This is a genomic window from Thiospirochaeta perfilievii, from assembly GCF_008329945.1.
In the GTDB taxonomy this organism is placed as follows: Bacteria; Spirochaetota; Spirochaetia; order DSM-2461; family DSM-2461; genus Thiospirochaeta; species Thiospirochaeta perfilievii.
In genome coordinates this window covers 3,072,384-3,094,799 of the sequence record NZ_CP035807.1, presented here as the reverse complement: position 1 = coordinate 3,094,799, position 22,416 = coordinate 3,072,384, and the positions used below count along the sequence as shown (strand labels likewise).

Annotated in this window: 23 protein-coding genes; 9 read left to right on the top strand and 14 right to left on the bottom strand. The window is 33.0% G+C overall.

All coding sequences use genetic code 11. The annotated features are described in order from the left end of the window. The 5 genes from EW093_RS14370 to EW093_RS14355 form a co-directional block, all read right to left on the bottom strand. Positions 1–750, bottom strand: a complete 750-nt coding sequence (locus EW093_RS14370) for a thiamine pyrophosphate-dependent enzyme (protein ID WP_149569068.1) — start codon at positions 748–750, stop codon at positions 1–3. Beyond that, a complete protein-coding gene (gene vorB / locus EW093_RS14365) occupies positions 743–1,783 on the bottom strand; it encodes a 3-methyl-2-oxobutanoate dehydrogenase subunit VorB (RefSeq protein WP_149569067.1) in 1,041 nt (346 codons plus the stop codon). The genes EW093_RS14370 and vorB overlap by 8 nt, the downstream gene beginning before the upstream one ends. An 11-nt stretch (positions 1,784–1,794) precedes the next feature. Beyond that, positions 1,795–2,007, bottom strand: a complete 213-nt coding sequence (locus EW093_RS14360) for a 4Fe-4S dicluster domain-containing protein (RefSeq protein WP_149569066.1) — start codon at positions 2,005–2,007, stop codon at positions 1,795–1,797. Between the two features lie 221 nt (positions 2,008–2,228). Then, the gene (locus tag EW093_RS17875; RefSeq protein WP_281283440.1) at positions 2,229–2,363 is read right to left on the bottom strand and encodes a hypothetical protein; all 135 of its coding nucleotides are present in this window, start codon (positions 2,361–2,363) and stop codon (positions 2,229–2,231) included. Between the two features lie 8 nt (positions 2,364–2,371). Continuing rightward, positions 2,372–3,412 carry a M23 family metallopeptidase gene (locus EW093_RS14355; RefSeq protein WP_187759726.1) on the bottom strand — a complete coding sequence of 347 codons (1,041 nt, stop codon included), beginning with the start codon at positions 3,410–3,412 and terminating at the stop codon, positions 2,372–2,374. A gap of 74 nt (positions 3,413–3,486) precedes the next feature. Here EW093_RS14355 and EW093_RS14350 point away from each other — a divergent pair, with 74 nt between their 5' ends. From EW093_RS14350 to EW093_RS14320, 8 genes are all read left to right on the top strand, one after another. Then, positions 3,487–5,253 carry a peptidoglycan D,D-transpeptidase FtsI family protein gene (locus tag EW093_RS14350; RefSeq protein ID WP_149569064.1) on the top strand — a complete coding sequence of 589 codons (1,767 nt, stop codon included), beginning with the start codon at positions 3,487–3,489 and terminating at the stop codon, positions 5,251–5,253. A 14-nt stretch (positions 5,254–5,267) separates the two neighbouring features. Then, a complete protein-coding gene (locus EW093_RS18145) occupies positions 5,268–5,339 on the top strand; it encodes a PASTA domain-containing protein (RefSeq protein WP_425473406.1) in 72 nt (23 codons plus the stop codon). Positions 5,340–5,413: 74 nt separating this feature from the next. Further along, positions 5,414–7,138, top strand: coding sequence for a motility associated factor glycosyltransferase family protein (locus EW093_RS14340; RefSeq protein ID WP_187759725.1), 1,725 nt, complete (start codon positions 5,414–5,416; stop codon positions 7,136–7,138). A 233-nt stretch (positions 7,139–7,371) separates the two neighbouring features. After that, positions 7,372–8,685 (top strand): ammonium transporter, encoded by a 1,314-nt coding sequence (locus EW093_RS14335; protein ID WP_149569062.1) that lies wholly within the window; start codon positions 7,372–7,374, stop codon positions 8,683–8,685. Positions 8,686–8,698: 13 nt separating this feature from the next. After that, entirely contained in the window at positions 8,699–9,040 is a 342-nt protein-coding gene (locus EW093_RS14330) for a P-II family nitrogen regulator (protein ID WP_149569061.1), read from the top strand. A gap of 137 nt (positions 9,041–9,177) precedes the next feature. Further along, positions 9,178–9,477, top strand: a complete 300-nt coding sequence (locus EW093_RS17975; protein ID WP_342781918.1) for a hypothetical protein — start codon at positions 9,178–9,180, stop codon at positions 9,475–9,477. Next, entirely contained in the window at positions 9,444–10,727 is a 1,284-nt protein-coding gene (locus EW093_RS14325; RefSeq protein WP_342781917.1) for a sigma-54 interaction domain-containing protein, read from the top strand. The genes EW093_RS17975 and EW093_RS14325 overlap by 34 nt, the downstream gene beginning before the upstream one ends. Before the next feature lie 332 nt (positions 10,728–11,059). Further along, positions 11,060–13,171 carry a glutamine synthetase III family protein gene (locus tag EW093_RS14320; protein WP_149569060.1) on the top strand — a complete coding sequence of 704 codons (2,112 nt, stop codon included), beginning with the start codon at positions 11,060–11,062 and terminating at the stop codon, positions 13,169–13,171. Positions 13,172–13,397: 226 nt separating this feature from the next. Here EW093_RS14320 and EW093_RS14315 read toward each other — a convergent pair whose 3' ends face one another. From EW093_RS14315 to EW093_RS14300, 4 genes are read right to left on the bottom strand one after another with little or no spacing between them, the layout of a single operon-like run. Continuing rightward, positions 13,398–13,997 (bottom strand): tRNA threonylcarbamoyladenosine dehydratase, encoded by a 600-nt coding sequence (locus EW093_RS14315; RefSeq protein ID WP_223111612.1) that lies wholly within the window; start codon positions 13,995–13,997, stop codon positions 13,398–13,400. Between the two features lie 16 nt (positions 13,998–14,013). After that, a complete protein-coding gene (locus EW093_RS14310; RefSeq protein ID WP_149569059.1) occupies positions 14,014–15,309 on the bottom strand; it encodes a radical SAM/SPASM domain-containing protein in 1,296 nt (431 codons plus the stop codon). Continuing rightward, entirely contained in the window at positions 15,306–16,460 is a 1,155-nt protein-coding gene (locus EW093_RS14305; RefSeq protein ID WP_149569058.1) for a glycosyl hydrolase family 18 protein, read from the bottom strand. The genes EW093_RS14310 and EW093_RS14305 overlap by 4 nt, the downstream gene beginning before the upstream one ends. A 46-nt stretch (positions 16,461–16,506) precedes the next feature. After that, a complete protein-coding gene (locus EW093_RS14300) occupies positions 16,507–17,115 on the bottom strand; it encodes a YgjV family protein (protein WP_187759724.1) in 609 nt (202 codons plus the stop codon). Between the two features lie 53 nt (positions 17,116–17,168). On the opposite strand from EW093_RS14300, the gene EW093_RS14295 reads away from it, so the two are divergent. Further along, entirely contained in the window at positions 17,169–18,038 is an 870-nt protein-coding gene (locus EW093_RS14295) for a DMT family transporter (protein WP_149569056.1), read from the top strand. Here the strand turns inward: EW093_RS14295 and csrA are convergent. From csrA to EW093_RS14270, 5 genes are read right to left on the bottom strand one after another with little or no spacing between them, the layout of a single operon-like run. Further along, on the bottom strand, positions 18,035–18,259 hold the full coding sequence (gene csrA, locus EW093_RS14290) for a carbon storage regulator CsrA (RefSeq protein ID WP_149569055.1): 225 nt from the start codon (positions 18,257–18,259) through the stop codon (positions 18,035–18,037). The genes EW093_RS14295 and csrA overlap by 4 nt on opposite strands. Next, positions 18,253–18,708: a flagellar assembly protein FliW gene (gene fliW / locus EW093_RS14285; protein WP_149569054.1), complete on the bottom strand. Its 456-nt coding sequence runs from the start codon at positions 18,706–18,708 to the stop codon at positions 18,253–18,255. Before fliW ends, csrA begins: the two co-directional genes overlap by 7 nt. Positions 18,709–18,716: 8 nt before the next feature. Further along, the gene (locus EW093_RS14280; RefSeq protein WP_149569053.1) at positions 18,717–19,958 is read right to left on the bottom strand and encodes a flagellar hook-associated protein 3; all 1,242 of its coding nucleotides are present in this window, start codon (positions 19,956–19,958) and stop codon (positions 18,717–18,719) included. 3 nt (positions 19,959–19,961) lie between these two features. Further along, on the bottom strand, positions 19,962–21,839 hold the full coding sequence (gene flgK, locus EW093_RS14275) for a flagellar hook-associated protein FlgK (protein WP_149569052.1): 1,878 nt from the start codon (positions 21,837–21,839) through the stop codon (positions 19,962–19,964). Positions 21,840–21,847: 8 nt separating this feature from the next. Then, positions 21,848–22,342 (bottom strand): hypothetical protein, encoded by a 495-nt coding sequence (locus EW093_RS14270; protein WP_149569051.1) that lies wholly within the window; start codon positions 22,340–22,342, stop codon positions 21,848–21,850. Positions 22,343–22,416 lie beyond the last annotated feature (74 nt).

The window sequence follows — 22,416 nt, the reverse complement described above, 5'->3', positions numbered from 1 at the left end:
TTAAACCTCCTTATCCCTAAAATTGCCTAGGGGATAATAAGGAATCATTGTCTCTTCTAACCAATCATATGATTTTTTAGGAGATAGTCCCCAATTTGTAGGACAAGTAGCTAAGACTTCTACAAAAGAGTATCCCTTCCCCTCTTTCTGATTCAACAATGCTTTTTTAATCGCCTTTTTTGCCTTTAAAATATTTGGAGAGTTATGACAACTAACCCTCTCAATATATACAGGTCTTTCTAGTGTATTTAGAAGTTCACAGGCTCTTATAGGAAGTCCTACATCATCTGGTTGCCTACCGCTAGGAGTAGTTGTAGTTTTTTGACCAACCATAGTTGTAGGAGCCATTTGTCCACCAGTCATTCCATAAATTGCATTATTAACAAAAATTACAGTAATATTCTCCCCTCTATTAGCGGCATGGATAGTTTCAGCCATTCCAATAGCCAATAAATCACCATCTCCTTGGTAGGAGATAACCATTTTATCCGGGTGAACTCTTTTTACCCCAGTTGCTACAGCAGGTGCTCTACCATGGGCAGCCTCTACACCATCAATTTGAAAATAATCATATATTAAAACAGCACAACCAACAGGAGCTATTACAATGGCATCATCTACCATATTAATCTCGTCTAAACACTCAGCTATTAACTTATGAACCGTACCATGAGTACATCCAGGACAGTAGTGAGTCTCCCCCTGGCTCATACTTGTAGCTTTTTGGTATATTATCTCTTCACTACTCATAACTTAAAACCCTCTCTTCAATCGCTTCTGGGGTAGGAATCATTCCTCCAGGGATACCATAAAAATCTACAGGTATTGATCCCTCTACTGCCAACTTAACATCCTCTATCATTTGGCCAAGACTCATCTCAACAGTTAATATTTTCTTTTTACCTACACTTAAAGCCTTAAGCTCTTTATATGGAAATGGCCATAGGGAAATTGGTCTAAAATAACCAACCTTTACACCCTTAGATCTTAACTCTTCTACAGCCTGTTTACATATTCTTGCCGATGAACCATAGGCGCATAACATATACTCTGCATCATCTAACTTATACTCTTCGTATAGTCTTACATCCTCTTCAACTCTGTCATAAATTTCTTTTAAGACATAGTTATGTTTAGTTAAACCATCTTCAGGGGATAAAATTAATGAAGCTACCTTATTTTTTTTACCAATTCCAACTGCCCAGTCCTTATTAAAAACCTTATTTGTAGGCTCAGGTAGAACTACAGGCTCGGACATCTGTCCAAGAAAACCATCGGCTAAAATCATAACAACCATTCTGTACTCATCTGCTAAATCAAAGGCTTTTAGCGTTAAGTCTGCTAACTCTTGACAGTTTGCAGGTGCTAAAACAATAACCCTATAGTCTCCATGACCACCACCCCTTGTAGCCTGAAAGTAGTCACCTTGACTTCCTGCAATATTACCTAGACCAGGACCACCTCTTGTTATATCAATGACAACACAGGGTAACTGGGCAGCAGCAAGATAGGATATTCCCTCTTGCTTTAAACTTATACCAGGGGACGATGAACTTGTCATACTTCTTGCTCCTGATGCTGATGCACCAAAAACCATATTTATAGCAGCTGTTTCACTCTCAGCCTGTATAAATGTACCACCAACCTCTGGTAATCTTTTTGACATATATTCGGGAATCTCATTTTGAGGTGTTATTGGATAACCAAAGTAGTATCTACATCCAGCTATTATCGCAGCTTCTGCTGCAGCCTCATTCCCCTTCATTAATATTTTTTTTGACATTATAACTCTTCCTATTTGAATTTTACAATTTCAATAACATTATCTGGGCATGTTATTGCACACATCTTACAAGCGATACATTTTGCTTCATCTATACATATAGAGTAGTTTACACCCTTCTTATTTGTATCCTCAGACATAACTAAGATATCCTTAGGACATGCATATATACAAAGTTCGCAACCTTTACACTTCTCAGAAAATATTACGGGTTTTCCTCGCATTTATTGCTCCTATTTTCAATTACTATGATAAAACTATACACTATTTTTTTTATTATGACAATTTATTAAGTTGTGTCATATTAGTTTTTTTAGTGATAATTTGTCTTTATTGACAAAGAGAAAATTAATACAAGATTAGAGGCTTACAAAAATGTGTCTTACCATTAAAACAAAGGATTTGAGATATAAAAAAAATATGAAAAAAATTAGAGTAAAAGAGATTAATAAAGAGGGTTTATTTCAAAAACACCACTACTTGACTCCATCTTTATAGTACTATTTTTATTAAAAGCAGATAGGTTAACTAAAAATACTAAAGCCATTGCAGCTATAATTACATAAACAATTTTTTTCATTTTTATCCTCACCTTAAATATATTTCTGGGTCTACACTTTTATCCCTATAAAAAATAGAGAAAAACAGCTTTTTAGAATTGGTAAAACCACTATTTCCTAATACGCCTATAGGTTCCCCTTGGGCTACCTCGGAGTGGAGTTCTACATTGATTTTATCTAAATGTGCATATAGGGTTCTAAACCCACCTGTATGATCTATATATATATAGTGTCCATAACTACTACTATATCCAATTCTTGAAATATAACCGCCCTTACTAGCATATACCATATCTGTATAATTACTAGTAAAATCTATTCCCTCATAAAGAGAAGTAATTCCTGTAATAGTGTTTGTAAAATACCCATATCTTTTAGAAATACTGCCTTTTAGTGGATATATAAAAAATCTACTTATATTGCTCTTAAAACCCCAACTAGTTGGATCAACACTAGGAATAAAAATCCACTCTAACCCTGATAAACTCTCAGATGTTAGACTATTTACCCTAAAAATATCCTCAACAGGCACACTATACTTAACACTTAAACGATTAAGACTATCAATCGATTGAACCTTATGATTAAAACCACTGTATTTAGGTATTACTATTTTTTTATATTCTGAAAACTTTTTTATATCAGTAATATTATTATATTGAAGAATAGTGTCAATTGAGACACCATATTTCACCGATAAAGCAGAGAGAGTCTCACCTTTAAAAGTAGTTACATCAAAAAAATAGTCATCATTACTTACAATCCCATACTTATCAATTAGTTTTTTCGATTCAACATCAGCACTGTTTTCAGGTAATATAACGGAGTCAATATCAATATAAGTACTAGGCTTGGGAATAAAAAACCTTGAAGAGACTGGAAAAATAAGTAAAAACATTATTAGTCCAATAAAATATGGATACATGTTTATACCTATATGAATTTCAGGTACTCTAAATTCTGGTGCACCAATTTTTATGTTTTTAAATTTTAAATTAATCAATCTTTTATTTGAGTATGAAACATAACGCTTCATTTTTACATTTTGAGATTCTAAAGATATTACCATATATTCCTCTAGAAAATAGTATCGACAAGACGGGATAGAAATATTAATATAATATCTACAATTAGGAGAATTATTTGAAGAAACCATCTTTAAAAAGAATAGATATAATAAAAATAATAGCTTTAAGCACATCTATTATAGTTTTGATAAATTTCATTAGTGTTATGGTTTTAGGGAAAAGCCCAAGTCCTCCTGAGATTCCTAGAATAGCAAGAGGAAATATTGTTGATAGAAATGGACGTATACTCGCATTTCAAAAGGAGGTACCCTCCCTAGCTGGTTGGGTTACAGAGCTTAAAGATGAAAAAGAGAGTGCATTACTATTAGCTCCTATACTGAATATTGATGAAAAAATAATATACGATCACCTAACAAAGGAGAGACAGAGTAGCTATTTTTATATAAAAAGGCAGATATCTGAGGATGCAGCGGGAAAAATAGAAGAACTGCTGGATGCTCAAAAGCTAAAAGGTATTAGAATTGAGAGAGAGTTTGGTAGGTCCTACCCAGAAGGAGAACTAACATCCCATATAACAGGCTATGTAGGATATGACAATATTGGTTTAGATGGAATAGAATACACCCTAAATGGCCCCCTATCACCAAAACAGATAGTTTCAACAAATAAACAGGAGTACGGACATAACGTTCACTTAACAATAGATCTAAACCTCCAATATTTTACTGCAATTGCTGCAAAAGAGGCCTATGAAACTAACTTTGCCGACTCAGTATCTGTTATAGCTATGGATGCAAAAAACGGTGAAATATTAAGTTATGTTTCATACCCAACATATGATCCTAATAATTTTAACCTATATACCCAAAGTGAGAGGACAAATAGAATTGCACAACAGTCCTATGAACCAGGTTCAGTATACAAAGTATTCTCTATAGCATCATTTTTAGAATTAGATGGAATAACAACTCAGAGTGAGTTCTTTTGTGACGGACTCTATGTAAACGAAGAAGACAGTGTAACTATCAATTGCCTAGGTAACCACGGATGGGTAACCCCTGAAGATATTTTAGTTCACTCCTGTAATGATGGAACAGCCCAAGCATCTGAAACAGTATCCCAGTTAGAGTTATATTCAATGTTAAAAAAATTTGGTTTTGGAAACCAAACAGGTATAACTTTTAATGGGGAGAGTAATGGTATTTTAAGAGATCCATCAACCTGGTCTGTTAGAAGTAAACCTACAATATCCATGGGACAGGAGATAAGTGTTTCTGCAATTCAGGTTGTTACAGCAGCTACAGCACTAACAAATAGTGGTGTTCTTTTAAAACCACATATAGTAAAAAAAATATCAACCCAGGAAGGGGTTATTAAAAAAGTTTATGAAAGAGAACCTGTTAGAGAGGTAATTACACCAGAGGTTGCTAAATCAGTTCTAGAGATGATGAAGGCTACAACAGAGCGGGGAACAGGGCGATTAACTAAAATTGATGGTTTAAATATCTCTACAAAAACAGGGACATCTCAAATTACAAACCTGGATACAGGAACCTATTATGATGATAGATTTATCGCATCTGCCTTGGCAATATTTCCAACAGAGAAACCTGAGGTTATTATGTATGTTGTTATAGAGAATCCAAAGGGTAGATCCATATACGGAAGTAAGCTTGCTGTACCTGTAATTAAAAACCTTGTGGATGATTTTACAAACTATTTAAATATACCTACAGACTCATCCCCTATTTATAAGGTAGAATCTAATATAAATTTATCAAGCCAGGAGATAAGAATTGGGAAAACAATCCCTAACTTTATTGGTCTTTCCAAACGGGTGGTATTATCTGCATTGGATAAAAAGAGATTAAATTTACTATAGAAGGTAGTGGTAATGTGATAAAACAGAGTCCACAACCTGGAACAGAGATAACACCGGAGACAGTTGTAACACTTGAATTTAAATGATAGAAAATAATATTAAATTACTCATAGATAGATACCCTAATTTAAGGGACTACAAGTATCTAGATAATCCATTAATGGAGATAGTAGAAACTAAATCTAAAGATCTAACCTGTAGATATAATGGTCTATATATCCATTCAAAATATAGTCCCCAAAATGAGGCAAAAAAACTTGCTAAGGAAGTTCAAAAATCAAATTTGATTATACTAGGCGGCTTTGGTTTAGGCTATCTAGCTCAGGAGATATCAGAGATACATAAAGATGCTATAATTATAATCTATGAGCCTAATATGAATCTTTTTATGGAAGCACTAAAAGTTAGGGATTTCTCAATACTATTTAACAATAACAGGGTGAAAGTCTTAGTAGGACAAACACCAGAGTCTATTAAGGATTACCTAATACCAAGATACATAAAGACCATTAAGTATGTTCCATTAAAAAACAGAACAAGGGGCTTTGAGGATCTTTTTGAGCCTGTAGAGAGTATAATAAGACTATATCTTAAAAGATTAAGAATAAATAGAAATACCCTATTAAAGTTCGGGAAACTGTGGGTTAAAAATCAGAGTAGAAACTTACCTCTAATGGGATACAAATCAAATATTGATAGCATTTTTGGTAAATTCAGTAATATTCCAGGAATAATAATCTCAGCGGGACCTAGTATGGAGCTAATAATACCTTACCTTAAAGTATTAAAGGATAGGTTTTTATTACTAGCTGTTGATACAGCTTTAAAATCTCTTTTAGCTGAAGGGATAGAGCCAGACTTTGTAATGAGTATTGATTCTCAATTTTGGAATGCAAAACACCTAGAGGGGGCAAAAACAGACAAAACTATCCTAATAGCAGATTCATCAATACAACCCTCAGCATTAAGAGAGTTTAAAGAGCGTGTCTATTTTACTCAATCAACCTTTCCACTAGGAAAGTACTTTGAAAAAGTACGCTCCCCATTCCCCAAAATTGCATCAGGGGGTTCTGTAAGTACAAATATATGGGATTTTGCCAATAAGTTAGGTCTATCTAAAATCTTTTTTATAGGCCAAGACCTTGGGTATCCAGGAAATATTACCCACTATAAAAACAGCTATTTTGAAAATAACATGTTACTAAACTCTAATAGAATAAACTCAATAGAGACCCAGTCATTTAACTATATATATAGGGGTTATCCAACAAAAGTACTATCAAACAACGGGGATTTAATTCTTTCAGATAAAAGAATGGGAATTTATATTGATTGGTTTACAGAAAAAATTAAACTTCAGAATAGTAATAACAGTTTTAGTCTATCTCCTAATGGGTGTAAAATAGATGGTATAGAGTATAAAGATATAGAAGAACTTCTAAACTACCCCTTAGTAATCGAAGAAAAATCTTTCTTACTTAATAAACTAAATAAAATTGATAAGAACTTCTTTCTTCCCCAGATTTTAGATTCAGCAATACAGTTTAAACATAGCTTAGAAAAAGTAATAACATTAGCAGATAAGGCGTATAATATCTGTTTAGTTATAGAAGAAAACTTTAAAAAGAGTCTACAAGTTAATCAACTACTTAAAGAACTTACTATTATAGATCAAACGATAACTAGTTACAGTCATAGTCAAACTCTCTCCTTTATAATTGAACCGTTTATAAATGAAATTACAGAATCCCAACAAGGAACAGCCCTAGAGGGTTTAAAATTGTCTGAAAATCTTTATAAAGAGATTGTTAATACAGGAAGACTGCATATTAAATATTTAAATCAATCAATAAGTACAATAGATAGAACCTTAAAAGATAAATAAAAGTAAATATTGCTACATTTTTGTAAGAACAACATATCTGGCATACATAAACGTAACACATGGTTCAAGGCTAATACTTAATTTTTTATCCAAAGAAAAATTATCCAAGACTAATTATTTTTTATAATTCCTTATACAGAAACAGATTAGATACAGTATAAACTATAAAAAAACTCCATTTAACAATAATTGGCACGGCAGTTGCTTTGTTATAGATGTTACGGAGGAAAATTATGAAAAAAATTATTTTACCAATTTTTTTGTTGCTGGGTATAGGAACTTCAGCATTTGCGGAGGATGCTAGTTCAATTGAACTTCTAATATCTTCTATGGATATGATTTGGCTAACATTAGCAGCCGCATTAGTATTTTTTATGCAAGCAGGATTTGCAATGGTAGAGATAGGTCTAACAAGACCTAAAAATGCTGGAAACATCATTATGAAAAACCTTATGGATTTTGCAGGTGGAGCACTTATTTTCTGGGCTGTAGGTTGGGCAATAATGTATGGGAAGTCATATGGAGGCTTTAGTTCTAATACATTTTTAACTACTGACGACTCATCTGTAATGAGAGACTGGATTTTCCAAGTAGTATTTGCAGCAACTGCAGCAACAATTGTATCAGGTGCTATGGCAGAGAGAACTAAGTTCAACGCTTATTTAGTATACTCTGTAGTTATTTCAGGTATAATTTACCCAGTTTTTGGTAGCTTTACATGGGGTGGTGGATTTCTATATGAAATGGGATTCCAGGACTTTGCTGGTTCTACAATAGTTCACTCTGTAGGTGGTTGGGCTGCTTTAATGGGAGCAATTATCCTAGGACCTAGACTTGGTAAGTATATTAAAAAAGATGGTAAGATTGAAGTAAAAGCTATTCCTGGTCACAATCTTCCATTAGCAGCATTAGGTGTATTTATATTATGGTTTGGTTGGTTTGGGTTTAATGCAGGATCAACACTATCTGGAACAGATTTATCTATTGCCCACGTTGCAGTAACAACTACATTAGCAGCTTCTGCAGGTGCAATAGCAGCAATGTTCACTATGTGGATATCCATGGGTAAACCAGATGTTTCAATGTCTCTAAATGGAGCATTAGCAGGTTTAGTTGGAATAACAGCTGGAACATATTTAGTTACACCAGCAGGTGCAATAATTATAGGATTATTAGCAGGTATTATTGTTGTATTTTCTGTAAACTTTTTTGATAGAGTTTTACGCATTGATGACCCTGTAGGTGCAATATCAGTTCATGGAGTATGTGGTGCTTTTGGAACATTAGCTGTTGGATTATTTGCAAATAGACCAGAAGACGGTGTTTTAGGATTCTTTTATGGTGGAGGATTAAAGTTACTAGGAGCTCAAGCAGTTGGAGTATTAACAGCTTTTGGTTGGGTATGTGCCACAGCAGGTATACTATTCCTTGGAATCAAATATACCATAGGGTTAAGAGCTTCAAAAGAAGAAGAGCTTAAAGGGCTTGATATGACAGAACACGGTTCAGAATCATATCCAGGATTCCAAATTTTCCATAATGTCTAAAGAGGAGTAAGAAATGAAATTAATTATTGCATATATTCAGCCACACATGTTAAACGAAGTAAAACAAGAGTTGTTTAAAGATGACATACATAAAATATCCATTACCAATTCAAAGGGTTGTGGACAACAAAAGGGATTTACCGAGTCATACAGAGGGGTTGAGACAGAGGTTAACCTACTTGATAAAATGAGGATAGAGATAGCTGTAAATGATAGTTTTGTAGAAAAAACTATAGATGCAATTATCAGGGGTGCTAGAACTGGTCAAATTGGAGATGGGAAAATATTTGTATTGCCAATTGAAAAAACAGTCAGAATCCGAAGTGGTGAAACTGGTGAAGATGCTATTGGTTAAATAGTAAAAAAAAGAGACTACGCTACCTCTCCAATTAAGGAGAGGTTAGCTTTTTTAAGGATAGTGAAATGCACAAAGCTCAACCTATTAATTCATTAATATTGAAATTATTCCCACAAAATCACATAATAACTAGTATGCCAACTCAATCTCAGCATTATAGACAAAAAATAGAAGAACTGACCCTACTATTTGAAATTAGCCAAACTCTAGATGAAAGTCGAGATTTACATGAAATAATTAGCCCTATACTTGAAAGATTATCTGATAGATTAGGAATGAAACATGGAACCCTAGCCCTACTAAACCGTGAAACGAATGAAATATCCATTGAAACGTCGGTGCACTTAACAGAGAACCAACAAAAAAGACTACATATAAACCAGGTGAAGGTGTTACTGGAATGGTTATTCAATCAGGAAATCCAATTGTTGTAAAAGATATTAAGGCATCTCCAGAGTTTCTTGATAAAACTAGACAAAAGCGAGCTAGGGGCAATAGTAGAGTATCTTTCATCTGTGTACCAGTACTTCACGGTAGTGAAACAATAGGTGCATTTAGTATGGATAAAGTCTATGTAAACATAGAAGATATTGATGAAGATTTAAAACTCCTATCAATTATCTGCTCTATGATTGCAAAACATGTTTATATGCGTCAAAGTATTATCGAGAAGAATCAAAGGCTGTTAGACGAGAATAAAAGGCTTCAGAAACAACTTCAAGCATCTTATAAACCAGATAATATGATTGGATCATCCCAAGCTATGCAGGATGTATTTACACTTATAAATCAAGTATCAAAAAGTGAAGCGACAGTTTTAATTAGAGGTGAAAGTGGAACAGGAAAAGAGCTTGTAGCCCATGCAATTCACTACAACTCATTAAGAGCTTCAAAACCTTTTATAAAAGTAAACTGTGCAGCCCTACCTGAGAACTTAATTGAAAGTGAACTTTTTGGCCATGAAAAAGGCGCCTTTACAGGAGCACTTAATAGCAGAAAGGGACGCTTTGAGTTAGCAGATGGAGGAACCATATTCCTTGATGAGATTGGGGAGCTTTCACCTATGATCCAGGTAAAACTTCTACGTGTTCTTCAAGAGAGGGAGATAGAGAGGGTTGGTGGTTCAAACTTAATAAAAGTTGATGTAAGAATAATCACTGCTACAAATAGAAACCTTGAAGAGGAAATAACTAAAGGAGTATTTAGAGAAGACCTATTTTATAGATTAAATGTATTCCCTATAATAATTCCCCCTATTAGGGAGAGGAAAACTGATATAATAGCCCTCTGTGATCATTTTATAGAGAAGTATAATAAAAAAAACAATAAAAATGTTAAACGTATATCATCAGGGGCAATAGAATTATTCACCTCATATCATTGGCCAGGGAATGTAAGAGAGTTAGAAAACAGTATAGAAAGAGCTGTTTTATTAAGTTCTGATAGTGTAATTCATGGCTATCACCTACCCCCAAGTCTTCAATCCGCAGACTCTAGTGGAACAAGAAATACATCAACACTAAAAGAAGCTGTCGAAGCTTTAGAAAAAGAGATGTTAATAGAGACTTTAAAAAACACCAAAGGTAATAGAGCTGCAGCGGCACGGAACCTTGGAATTACCGAGAGACAAATAGGGACACGGGTTATAAAGTATAATCTACAAAATACCCACTATTTTGGCTAAAACCTTCAAACAACAGTAAATATCATACAATTATGTATGATATTTAGACTGTTTTACATAAAAGTACTGGATTTATACTACAAAATAACATAAATGTAGGATTTTAATTATTTTTAATTATTTTCTTACATAAATGTATGACAATAATTTATTTCGCATATCGGTATTTATTGATTCGAAATTATCAACCACAATTAAATCCTTACTACACAACAAGTTAAAGTTTTTTATTATTTTAAACTTGTTTTTTTTAATAATTGGCATGGACTATGCATATTAAAAGTAACAAAATAATAGAATATTAAATCAAAAAAATTTTTTGGGAGAAATATATGAGTAACTTTTTAAACGTAGAAGAGATTTACGGTTCTAACTGTTTTAGTGAAATCGTAATGAAAGAGAAATTACCAAAGACAATCTATAAAGAGATGGTTAAGGTTCAAAATGGTGAGATAGAACTAAGCAAAGAGACTGCTGATGTTGTTGCAACAGCAATGAAAGATTGGGCTATTTCTAAAGGTGCTACTCACTTTACTCACTGGTTCCAACCTTTAACAGGATATACTGCAGAAAAGCATGATTCATTTATAGATCCAGATGAAGATGGCTCTATTATGATGGAATTCTCCGGGAAAGAGTTAATAAAAGGTGAGCCAGATGCATCTTCATTTCCTAATGGAGGTTTAAGAGATACATATGAAGCAAGGGGTTATACAGCTTGGGATGTTTCATCACCAGCATTCTTAAAAGAGGATAAAACTGGTTTAACTCTATGTATTCCAACAGCATTCTTTTCATATACAGGTGAAGCATTAGATAAAAAAGTACCTCTTCTAAAATCTATGGAAGCTGTTAGTAAGGCTTCTGTAAAAATATTAAAGCTTCTAGGTACAGATGTTAAAAAAGTTACAGCGTCAGTAGGTCCAGAGCAAGAGTACTTTTTAGTAGATAAAGAGTATTTTGAAAAAAGGCCTGACCTATTATTAGCTGGACGAACTGTATTTGGAGGTCTTCCTTCTAAAGGTCAAGAGATGAGCGATCACTACTTTGGTGTAATTAAAGATAGAGTTGCTGACTTTATGAGGGATCTAAACCATGAGTTATGGAGACTTGGAATTAGTGCAAAAACACAACATAACGAAGTTGCCCCTAACCAGTTTGAGTTAGCCCCAATATATGACAGTGCAAATGTTGCAACAGACAGAAACCAATTAACAATGGAAGCTATGAAGAGAATAGCATCTAGACATGGTATGGTTGCTTTAATGCATGAAAAACCATTTGCAGGTGTAAATGGTTCAGGTAAACACAATAACTGGTCATTAGCTACAGATACAGGTGTTAATCTTTTATCTCCAGGAACTAACCCTCAAGAGAATACACAGTTCCTACTTTTCTTAGCTGCAATAATTGAAGCTGTAGATACTTATGCTCCACTTTTAAGAATGAGTGCTGCTTCAGCTGGAAACGACCATAGATTAGGTGGACACGAAGCTCCTCCTGCTGTTATATCTATTTATCTAGGTAAGGAACTTACAACTATTTTAGAGAAAATAGCTAAGGGTGAAGTTATCGAAAATAAAGCTGGAGAGAAGTTTGAAATGGGTGTTAATGCTCTTCCTGCTCTTCCTAAGGATGCTACAGATAGAAATAGAACATCACCATTTGCATTTACTATTAACAAGTTTGAGTTTAGAATGGTTGGTTCTAATCAATCAATTGCTGGTCCTAATGTTGTATTAAATACAAGTGTTGCAGAAATATTAACAAAATATACTACTAGATTAGAAAAGGCTAGTGATGTTAATGCTGAAGTTACAGCAATAGTTAAAGATTGTTACAATAACCATAACAGAATAATTTTTGATGGAAATGGATATGGTGCTGAATGGATACCAGAAGCTGAAAAAAGAGGTTTAGCAAACTTAAAAACTACAGTTGATTCGCTACCTGAATTGGCAAAAGATTACTCAGTTGAACTATTTACTAAGCACAAAGTATTTACAAAAGCTGAGTTAGAAGCACGTGTTGCTATCTACTCAGAAGCTTACTCACAGCAGCTTAATATTGAGGCTAATCTTACATCAGAAATGGCTATTAAACATATTGTTCCTGCTGTTACAGAGTATGTTTCAAATCTTACAAACTCTGTAATTGATATTAAAGCAGTTTTACCAAAAGCAGACACAACAGGTCAAGAGAGTTTAATAGGAGAGTTAAGTGATGGTTTATCAGGAATTTTAAAAACTGTTAAAGTTTTAAATGAAGTAAAAGCTAAAGCTCTAACCCTTGAAGATAACCTATTAGAACAAGCAAAATTCTACTCAACTGAAGTAATTAAAGCTATGGCTGATGTTAGAGCATTTGGAGATAAGCTTGAGACTATAACTGATAAAGAGTTATGGCCATTCCCTTCTTACGAAGACCTATTATTTAAACTGTAATCTTAGATTAAATATGAACTTTAAAAACTAAAAACTATTAGGTCCACGAAAGTGGACCTTCTTTATTTCATAATATCTTTAATAACTAAACCGGCTAAATTAAATCCAAACAGCCCTGTAATATGGGTTATCGATCCATTTATCTGCTTTTTTGAACTAAACTCCAGGTTCATTTCCCCGCAACTATCAACTTTAGGACAGTCACAATCTAGTTTTGTTATACTATTTACATCATGTGTAGGAAGTACTTCATCACTAAAAACACATAAAAACTTTTTTTTAATTCCTCTTTTTTTAGCCTAGAACGAACTAAACGACCTAATGGACAGCCGTATGTTTTCCAAATATCTTTAACTTGAACCCTTGTTGGATCAATTTTTGATGCTGCACCAAAGGATGAAAAAAGAGTTGTATTAGATTTTAGAGCATGGTCTATTAGTTCTACCTTTGAACTTAATGAGTCTATAGCATCTATAACATAGTCATAACTATTAAGATTAAACTCTTCCCTTGTATCACTATTGTAGAATTTTTCTACTATAGTAATCTCCGCATCAGGATTTATAGAGAGAAGCCTATCCCGTAAGGATTCTACCTTAACATCACCTAAGCTATTCATAGTTGCTTGAAGTTGTCTATTTATATTAGTAATACAGACAATATCTGAATCAACTATTGTTAACTTTGTTATACCACTTCTTATTAAGGATTCAGCACACCAACTTCCAACCCCTCCAATTCCAAAAATTATAACCTTTGTATTCTGAATTTTTGAAAATGACTCTTCCCCTGTTAATCTAATTAATCTATTAAATTTAATACTCATAATATTTTCGATTCCATTATTTTATAACTAATTCATTTTCAATTTTATAATAGAGAGGTGTTGCATCTCCCCTACTCCATTTTTCATATAATAATTTTGATGTCTCTAGATCTAAAGGTAAGTTATAATCTTTTTGGAAAAAACTAAAAACCTTTTCAGAGTAAATCTCACACAGCCAAGATGTTCCTGGAGTTTTAAACTCTTTTCTCATTCTTTCAAAGATATCAGTAAATTTTTCATTATTAATATTCCCAAAACTGATATTTAAAAATTCACAGGGCTGAACATCCCCTTTTGCATTAATATAAAATCTTTCAGATCCGCCTCCAGCACACCCAAAGTGCTCCTCATCCTCTTCGATAACCTGGGCAGTAATTGCGGGATATTTATAATATTTACGATTTTTATTAAACTTTTTTACTAGGATTTTAACACTGTTTATCTCATCCTTATTAAACTCAGGGAACTGTCCTTGCAACCATGCTCCTGCAGCTTTTGGGTGAATAAGCATTACATGAGAAACCGCTAATTCCTTTGCAATCTCCATTAGATATTCAAAATTACCATTCTCATAGTGACCACTATGTAAACAACAGTTTAATGATGATGGAACTGAGGCTAGATTAGCCAATTTAAGTCCGTGTTTTATAGTATTCCAAGCATAATCCTGACCCATAAAAAAGTTAACATCATCAACAATTGGAGAGTTAATAGAAAAAGTTACACTTTTTAAATTGCAACAAGACTTTATCTTTTTTAATCTATCAAGTGTTACACCGTCTCCACTACTATTTATAATAACCTCACCATTGTGTCCTATTTTTTTACACAGAGAATACAATCTATCAAATTTAATAAAGGGATCTCCTCCCTCTATTCTAAATGTAGTAACACCATGGTTAATAAGTTCAGGAATAGTCTCTTCTAATAAGCTAATATCAAGATCTTCTCCATTATCATGTTTCTGATAGCAGTGTTTACAATTAAAGGAGCAATCCTTTGTAATGGATAGAAGAACCGAAGAACAGGATAGTTTTGACTCAAAATTTAAAAACCTATCCATATACTTATAAAAAAGTTCGCTACCATAAAAAGGAATATTATTATCAATACTTAGTTTTTTACCAATTTTGTAAAACTTATTACCCTTTATACTTTTTAAAAGGACATTTATTCTCTTTATCACTAAAACAAAGTGTTTAAAAGAGAGTCTCTTTTTAAAAACATGGGGTAAATAGTGAAAAAATAGGTTAATTTTAATTCTTAATAATATAAAAAACTTTTTATTCTGTCGTATATTTTTTATTTTCAATCTGTAACACCTTCTATGTCTAATAGACTACTTACATGTTTAAAAAGTTCATAGTTTTTTTTATATCCCATACCATAATTTGGAAGATAATCAGAGCTATCTTCTACCGAGGAGAAATAACTCCAAAAACTAGCACCATCTCCATTACGCCCAAACTTATTTATGTATGTATATATATACCCCATTCTTTTTTTAGTAAAACTAAAATGAGGCCAAGCTTCTTTCCCAACATGTGATCCATGACCAATAATAAACCCGGAACCATCTTTCACACTATTAAAATAGTCAGATAACTCTCTATGCTCTTCATAGCACATAATTCTTGATAGGATATTCCCACTTCCAATATTATATGCTTGATAAAAAACAATATCTACCATCTGCCCTATAAATTGATAATCATTTAAAGAGTTACCCTTATTAACCATTAAAAATACATCTAACATTTTACCTGCAGAATCAAAGTTAAAGACACTAGCTAAACTCCCTACAAAATAATTGGGCTGCTTTAGGATATTATCATCCCCTAATACTCCTATTTTAAGCTCTTCCCCTTGCTCATCTATAGGTACTATACCTTTTAATCTGGATATTACATCTAAATACTTATTACTATTTTTTTCAAATTTATCTTTAGAAAATAGACCAACTCCAGTTGGTGCACAGGATATAAGGTATTTTTTTCCGGTTATTTTACTTCTTTTATCAAACTCATATCGAAGGGAAGATATAATTGTACAATATCTATTTACCTCATCCTCTGTTTGAGTCATAACACCATTAGGTTCATAATCTATATCTATTCCATCTAAGCCTAAGCCAATAATAGAATCTACTAAATTACAATAATTTACTTTATCAAAGTTTCCGGCTATCTCACCACCTACAGATGCTAAAACAACCCTACTATTTCCACCATTTTTTTTACAATAAAATATCTCATCCTTAAGTTTATAAAGAGGTATATTTCCATCATAAAACAGCCTATTCATATCTTTATTTAAATCGAAACCCTCTAAGTCAGGTCTTAGAAAAGAGAGGGTTACATGGGTTATGTAAGAGGGAATTCTTGCTAACGTAGACTCACCAGAATTACCCCCCCAATCTAAATCTTTCTCCCAAGTAGGGAAATAAACATTATTTATATTCATAAAAAAACTCCAAAATATATTAGAGTCTTAGTTGAATATGGTCAAGTTAAATCTTTTTCACGTATAAACCACCGTCATTTTTTACAAATCCTAATTTCTTAAGATACTTTATATGCTCCTTAGAATTAGATTTAGTAACTAACTGATTCTCATTTGTTTCATTTTTTTTAAATAGGGAAAATAGATATTCACCATTTAAAAAGTCCCTATACTCTAGAATAGTGTAGTCTAGTAAGATCTCTACTATTCCATCGGATTGCTCATTAAATACAACTAAGTTCACCGGCCTCATATTTCTAAGAATGAAAATCGACTTATACTTATCTAAATCCTCTTCAACAAAGTTAGGAAAATAGTGTTTTATATCCTTTTGGTAATGTTCGTAAAATCTATTTAAATACTCTCTATTACTCTTTGCATTTAATATATCAAAGACATCCCTATTTCTAAACATTTTAATCAGGTAGTAAATATTAATGCATACTATAAAAGAGTTTACAAAAAATATAGGATAAGCTCCTAATAAAAAGCCGTAAACCGAAAATGTAGCTGCCCCAATAAGATTTATAATTCTAAGCCTTAATATCTTACTCATAGTAAGTGATATAGCAACTAATATTGATGCAAGGTAACCTATTAACTCTACATAATTCATTTTTTTCTCCATTTTATCTTTAATTTAAACTATATAATAATTATTATACTTAAATGAATGATAAATCAAAGGCTTTAATTTATATATTATTATCAACTCTAAGCTTCGCCTTAATGAGTGTCACAATTAAATATATACAAACAATCCCAGTATTCGAAAAAGTGTTTTTTAGAAACCTAGTCAGTCTTTTTGTAGCCTTATTTATAATACTTAAGACTAGACCTAAAAAATTAGAAGATTTTATTGGTAAAAAAGAGAATCAAATATTTCTTTTCTCTAGAGCATCCCTAGGTTTTCTTGGAGTAGTTTTGAACTTTTATGCAATAACTAATTTAAAACTTGCAGATTCACAGATATTAAATAGGATATCACCAATTTGGGTTTCACTTTTTGCCCTTTTGTTTCTAAAAGAAAAACTAACAAAAACCCAGGTATTTTCAACAATAATAGCCCTAGTAGGATCAATTTTGGTAATTAAACCAGAGTTTAACTTTTCTAAACTCCCTGCACTGTCAGGCTTTCTATCTTCAATCACCGCAGGAGGAGCATATACTTTAGTCAGATTTCTAAAAAACAGAGAAAATCCAAGTATAATTATTTTTTACTTCTCCCTACTCTCCCTAGTCCTATCTATCCCACTAATGATCTCGAATTTTATACTACCTACAAATTTTGAAATTATGATTCTACTTTTAACAGGAGTATTTGCATCATTTGGTCAATTTGGATTAACCCATGCTTACAAATACGCACCTGCATCAGAGGTATCAATCTATACTTATACAGGGATCATTTTTGCTATAATAATCGGCCTAGTACTGTGGAAGGAGATACCTGATATATTATCCATGTTAGGTGGTTTTCTAATAATAGTATCAGGATATATAGTCTATAAAAGGGTTAAAAGTTACTCGGCAACCTAATCTTTATTAAAGAGATTAGTTGGAAGTTTTGTTACATTGGAATTAAGAGCCGCTTTGTTTTCGTTTTGAATAGCATCATAGACCTCTTTCCTGTAAATCTTAACACTATTTGGGGCTTCAATTCCAATTTTAACACTCTCACCTTTAATCTCTATTACTGAAATAGAGATATTATCATTTATAATTATGGACTCATCTTTTTTTCTAGCAAGGATCAGCATGTAGCAGCTCTCTTTCCAGCTAATTCATCCATAACATGGTGTCTAGTTCCCCACTTATCATTATTTGAAATAAACTGTTTACCTAATAAAGACTCTTTATTAAGAACAACTGGCCCCTGTAGATTAGCTGTCATATCATTTTGATTTTCAGGAATTGTGATTATAGATAAAACAAGTTTAACATCGCTATTTTCCTCAAAAATATTTATTTTTTCTAAATCCTCTTTTTCTAATCCAGGATCATAGTCATCTCTAAAGATTTTTGGATCTAGAACTATAAACGCTAGGTGAGTTACATCAACAGATTGCAGCCACATAAATGGAGGCTGTGAGGCGTCTATTAAAGCAAATTTTTTAATACTTTCAAAACCCAATAGGCCATCTTCAAAATAAAATATTTGTTTATCATCTACGGAAATTTTACCATAAGCTTTACTATCAATTATCATTTTATCCTCTATCTAATATAATCCATTAAAGAAGTTTTAAACATCTTCCCTGCTAACTGGTAGCTAGCCTTTTGTGCGTACTCTAACATATTCATCTCAATAATGGCCTCAGACATATCAATATCAGTTAGTAGAGAGTTAAAGTTACTATTACTCTCCTTTGTATAAGCAAGGGAATCACTTCGTAAATTTAGTCTCTCATCTAATGAACCTAGTTCAGCCTGCTTAGCTGTAAGGTTATTAAATGCTAACTCCATTTGACCTAGGTTTTTTGACCCAATAGAGTCTACATCACCTTTTAACATATTATCCCTTAGGCTAATAACTGCATCAAAAAGTGACCCACCAGATACCCTGGCAGAGTTATTATAATTATTAGGTGGTGCTAAATTATTTGGAGCTAAGATACCTAGACTCTCCATAGAGTTCCCACTATCTTCGATCATTAATTGATGAGGAGATGTTGTATTTAAAACTAAAGAGTTATATACAGGGTCTAATGAGGCTCTAACAGCTACATCTGACTTGTTAATTTTATCTATAATAGTGTGTACATTATCTCCACTAGTTATACCAATATCAACACCGTTTATTGATAGATTAGAGTCCTCTGTTGCAATATAAGTTGATGAGTCTACAGATGAGTATACTGTTTGATTTTCAGCCCAAAAAACCTCATTCCCTGGAAAATTTTCCTTAACATATGAGTTTTCAGAAATCTCTACAATATTATTTGACAGTGTTCCTGTATAATTTACTTCTGTAATGGATACACCGGACTTACCCTCTACATGGCCCATTAAAACTTCAAAGGGTTCTACATCACTTCTCTCCCCAGAAAAGATAGTACTACCATCGGAATCCCTTCCATTTGCAATGGTTATTAATTCTCCTAGAAGTTGGTCAACTTCAGAGGCCATAATTTTTAAATCTTCCTTATTATATGTACCTTGGGAAGCCTGAACATTTAACTCTTTTAATCTCTGCATAACGTCGATACCACTAGACATATACCCCTCTGCAATTGCGTATTTCTCCTGGGTATGAGCGATATTTCTTTCATACCTATCTATGTGCCTAATATTTGAAGTTAACCTTGTAGAGTGGGCGGCAGCTATAGGGTCATTTCTTAAATCTGTTATCTTACTTTGACCTGATATGCCATTTTTAACACTATTTAATTTATCATTTCTTACACTTAAGCTATATCTAAAATCTTGGTTAGGCATGTTAGTACTTATTCTTCTCATCTATTATACTCCCATTCTATTAATTATTGTATCCATCATCTCATCCATTTGAGCAATAAATTTTGCCGCAGCGTTATACCCATGTTGAAACTTAATCATCTCGGACATCTCTTCATCCATATTTACGCCACTAACTGATTGCTGAAGGGATATTAAGTCATTCATAATAAGTTCATGGGACTCAACTGAAATTCCAGCTTGTTCACCCTTTAGGGCAATCTCAGCTGTGGTAGATGCAAAATAATCATCAAAACTCTTATATTTCCCTATCATTACATCATTATTTCTTAAGGCTGCAATTGCAGAAGCAGCCCTACCATCTCCAGCATTTACATCATCTCTATTATTACCAAATCCAGAAGCTATAACACTTGGATCAGCTTTAATTCTAGAGTTAATGGTTACCCACCCAGATGGGTTATTTAATGGAGCAACAGAGAAGTCTGAGTCACCTGCTGCAAGTTGTAAAACAGAATCGGCTTGTTCCCAGTTATAGGCTCCATCAGGACCAGACTGTTGTAGAAGGCCAGCATAACCTACTAAAAACTCACCAGAGTCCTCTAAACTTCTAATAACAAAATCAGGATTTTCCTGATTACTACTAGGTGTAGCCTTAAATGTAAGTTGGCCATTCCTGTTTAATGATGCTGAAATATCAGCTCCAGAATTATTTATTCTAGTAATAATATCATCAACTGTATCATTTGGATTATATGTAACATCTACTGTACCATTGGCGCTAGGCAGTGTAATAACTCCATTTAAACCAGACTGTTCCTTAGGTTCAAGTTTATTCCCACCTCTTAATCTAAAGATAAAAGATGAATCATACTCACCATCACCATTTCTGTCATAATTACCTGAAATATTATTTATAAAGTAGTTCTCAGTAAAAAAATCAACTCCTGTCTCTCCAAGAGGGTTAAGTGACTCTCTATGAACCTCATTAACCATATCAACAAAGTTGATAGTCATAGTATCTAGTTGATTTATCTCATCCCTTAGGTCAACATCCCTAAGTTCTATTAGACCAGCTAATTTTCCACTTTTAGGATAAACCTTCTCTCCATTGTAGTCCCATACAATATCATCAAAACCTTGATTCAATTGATTAGGCTCTGCTCTTAAACCAGAAACAATACCCCCCTGAATAAGATGCATCCCCTTTGTATGTACGCTAAACTCATTTGGATCCCTATTATCAACAGTGATTTCAATATTTTGAGATAACTCTTTAACAAGTAGATCTCTCTTATCTAAAAGGTCGTTTGGATTATCCCCCATAGCTTCAATCTTAACTATCTGCTCATTTAAATCTTTAATATTATTTAATAGGCCATTGACCTGTCCAACTGTAACTTTAACATCATCATTTATCATTGTTTGAATCTCTTGAAGTCCAGAAAATCTAGTATTTATCGAGTCTAAAAGAGTTTCACCCCTTTTAACAACAACTTGTTTTGATGCTAAAAGTTCAGGATTAATTGATAGTTCCTGCCAAGACTCCCAAAAACCATCTAATTGGGACCTAATAGAAGAGTCACCTACTTCATTATAGACCTTCTCTGTCATATATAAATATGTGTCTTTTGCCTTCCAAAAACCTACCTCATCAGCACTAGAAATTAGTCGGTTTTCTAAAAGGTTATCTTTTATCCTTTCAATTGAAGTAATCTCAACCCCCTGACCTATTTGACCAGCTCTTTCTGGTCTCATTAGTCCTGGATCAGTTAAGGGGTTAACAGTTCCTAATTTAACACGCTGTCTGCTATAACCCTCTGTTCCAGCGTTACTTAGGTTGTGCCCTATGGTTGTTAAAGCTGTTGTATTGGCATTTAAACTTCTTTTTCCTAATTCTATTCCTGCAAATGTAGATCCCATAACGCCTCCTATAGCTGCTTATTAACTAAAAAGCCCTGTCCATCTAAATCCCTTCTACCAGGTTTAGAGTAAACATTCCCCTTTGCGTCTTTAACTAGAATATCTATAACTTCTTTTGAAACTTCTTTTCTATGTTGTACATAGTTATCTAGACCTTTAAATACACCTTTAACCTGTATAATAGCGTTTTTTAATTTGTAAAAAGTTTCAAAAAGTGATTCATGCATTTCTTTAGGAGATTTATGGATAAGAGTTAATAAGTTTTCACTCTCTTTAGAATTAATAACTTTTGTTATGGATATTAAGATATCCACTCTCTCCACATCTAATCTGTTTACTTCAAAGGCTAACTCATTTAATAGATCAATATTTTTATTTATAGCACCCCAGTCTCTATCAAGGATAGATTGTTTAAAAAAATCATTTACATGAATGACCCTCTCAAAAACAGTAACTTGGTTTTCCATGTTCTCTTTTAAATCTATAAAATTGTCTGAATTCATACATATTCTCCTTTTTTCATCATCGGCCTTAAAAAAAAATAGATTAATAAAAAAACAAACTATTAATATTTTTT

Excerpts from the sequence above, each read along its gene's own strand:
- EW093_RS14370 (WP_149569068.1), bottom strand. The coding sequence starts at position 750 with ATGAGTAGTGAAGAGATAATATACCAAAAAGCTACAAGTATGAGCCAG.
- vorB (WP_149569067.1), bottom strand. The coding sequence starts at position 1,783 with ATGTCAAAAAAAATATTAATGAAGGGGAATGAGGCTGCAGCAGAAGCT.
- EW093_RS14360 (WP_149569066.1), bottom strand. The coding sequence starts at position 2,007 with ATGCGAGGAAAACCCGTAATATTTTCTGAGAAGTGTAAAGGTTGCGAA.
- EW093_RS17875 (WP_281283440.1), bottom strand. The coding sequence starts at position 2,363 with ATGAAAAAAATTGTTTATGTAATTATAGCTGCAATGGCTTTAGTATTT.
- EW093_RS14355 (WP_187759726.1), bottom strand. The coding sequence starts at position 3,412 with ATGGTAATATCTTTAGAATCTCAAAATGTAAAAATGAAGCGTTATGTT.
- EW093_RS14340 (WP_187759725.1), top strand. The coding sequence starts at position 5,414 with ATGGAGATAGTAGAAACTAAATCTAAAGATCTAACCTGTAGATATAAT.
- EW093_RS14335 (WP_149569062.1), top strand. The coding sequence starts at position 7,372 with ATGAAAAAAATTATTTTACCAATTTTTTTGTTGCTGGGTATAGGAACT.
- EW093_RS14330 (WP_149569061.1), top strand. The coding sequence starts at position 8,699 with ATGAAATTAATTATTGCATATATTCAGCCACACATGTTAAACGAAGTA.
- EW093_RS17975 (WP_342781918.1), top strand. The coding sequence starts at position 9,178 with ATGCCAACTCAATCTCAGCATTATAGACAAAAAATAGAAGAACTGACC.
- EW093_RS14325 (WP_342781917.1), top strand. The coding sequence starts at position 9,444 with ATGGTTATTCAATCAGGAAATCCAATTGTTGTAAAAGATATTAAGGCA.
- EW093_RS14320 (WP_149569060.1), top strand. The coding sequence starts at position 11,060 with ATGAGTAACTTTTTAAACGTAGAAGAGATTTACGGTTCTAACTGTTTT.
- EW093_RS14315 (WP_223111612.1), bottom strand. The coding sequence starts at position 13,997 with ATGAGTATTAAATTTAATAGATTAATTAGATTAACAGGGGAAGAGTCA.
- EW093_RS14305 (WP_149569058.1), bottom strand. The coding sequence starts at position 16,460 with ATGAATATAAATAATGTTTATTTCCCTACTTGGGAGAAAGATTTAGAT.
- EW093_RS14300 (WP_187759724.1), bottom strand. The coding sequence starts at position 17,115 with ATGAATTATGTAGAGTTAATAGGTTACCTTGCATCAATATTAGTTGCT.
- EW093_RS14295 (WP_149569056.1), top strand. The coding sequence starts at position 17,169 with ATGAATGATAAATCAAAGGCTTTAATTTATATATTATTATCAACTCTA.
- csrA (WP_149569055.1), bottom strand. The coding sequence starts at position 18,259 with ATGCTGATCCTTGCTAGAAAAAAAGATGAGTCCATAATTATAAATGAT.
- fliW (WP_149569054.1), bottom strand. The coding sequence starts at position 18,708 with ATGATAATTGATAGTAAAGCTTATGGTAAAATTTCCGTAGATGATAAA.
- EW093_RS14280 (WP_149569053.1), bottom strand. The coding sequence starts at position 19,958 with ATGAGAAGAATAAGTACTAACATGCCTAACCAAGATTTTAGATATAGC.
- flgK (WP_149569052.1), bottom strand. The coding sequence starts at position 21,839 with ATGGGATCTACATTTGCAGGAATAGAATTAGGAAAAAGAAGTTTAAAT.
- EW093_RS14270 (WP_149569051.1), bottom strand. The coding sequence starts at position 22,342 with ATGAATTCAGACAATTTTATAGATTTAAAAGAGAACATGGAAAACCAA.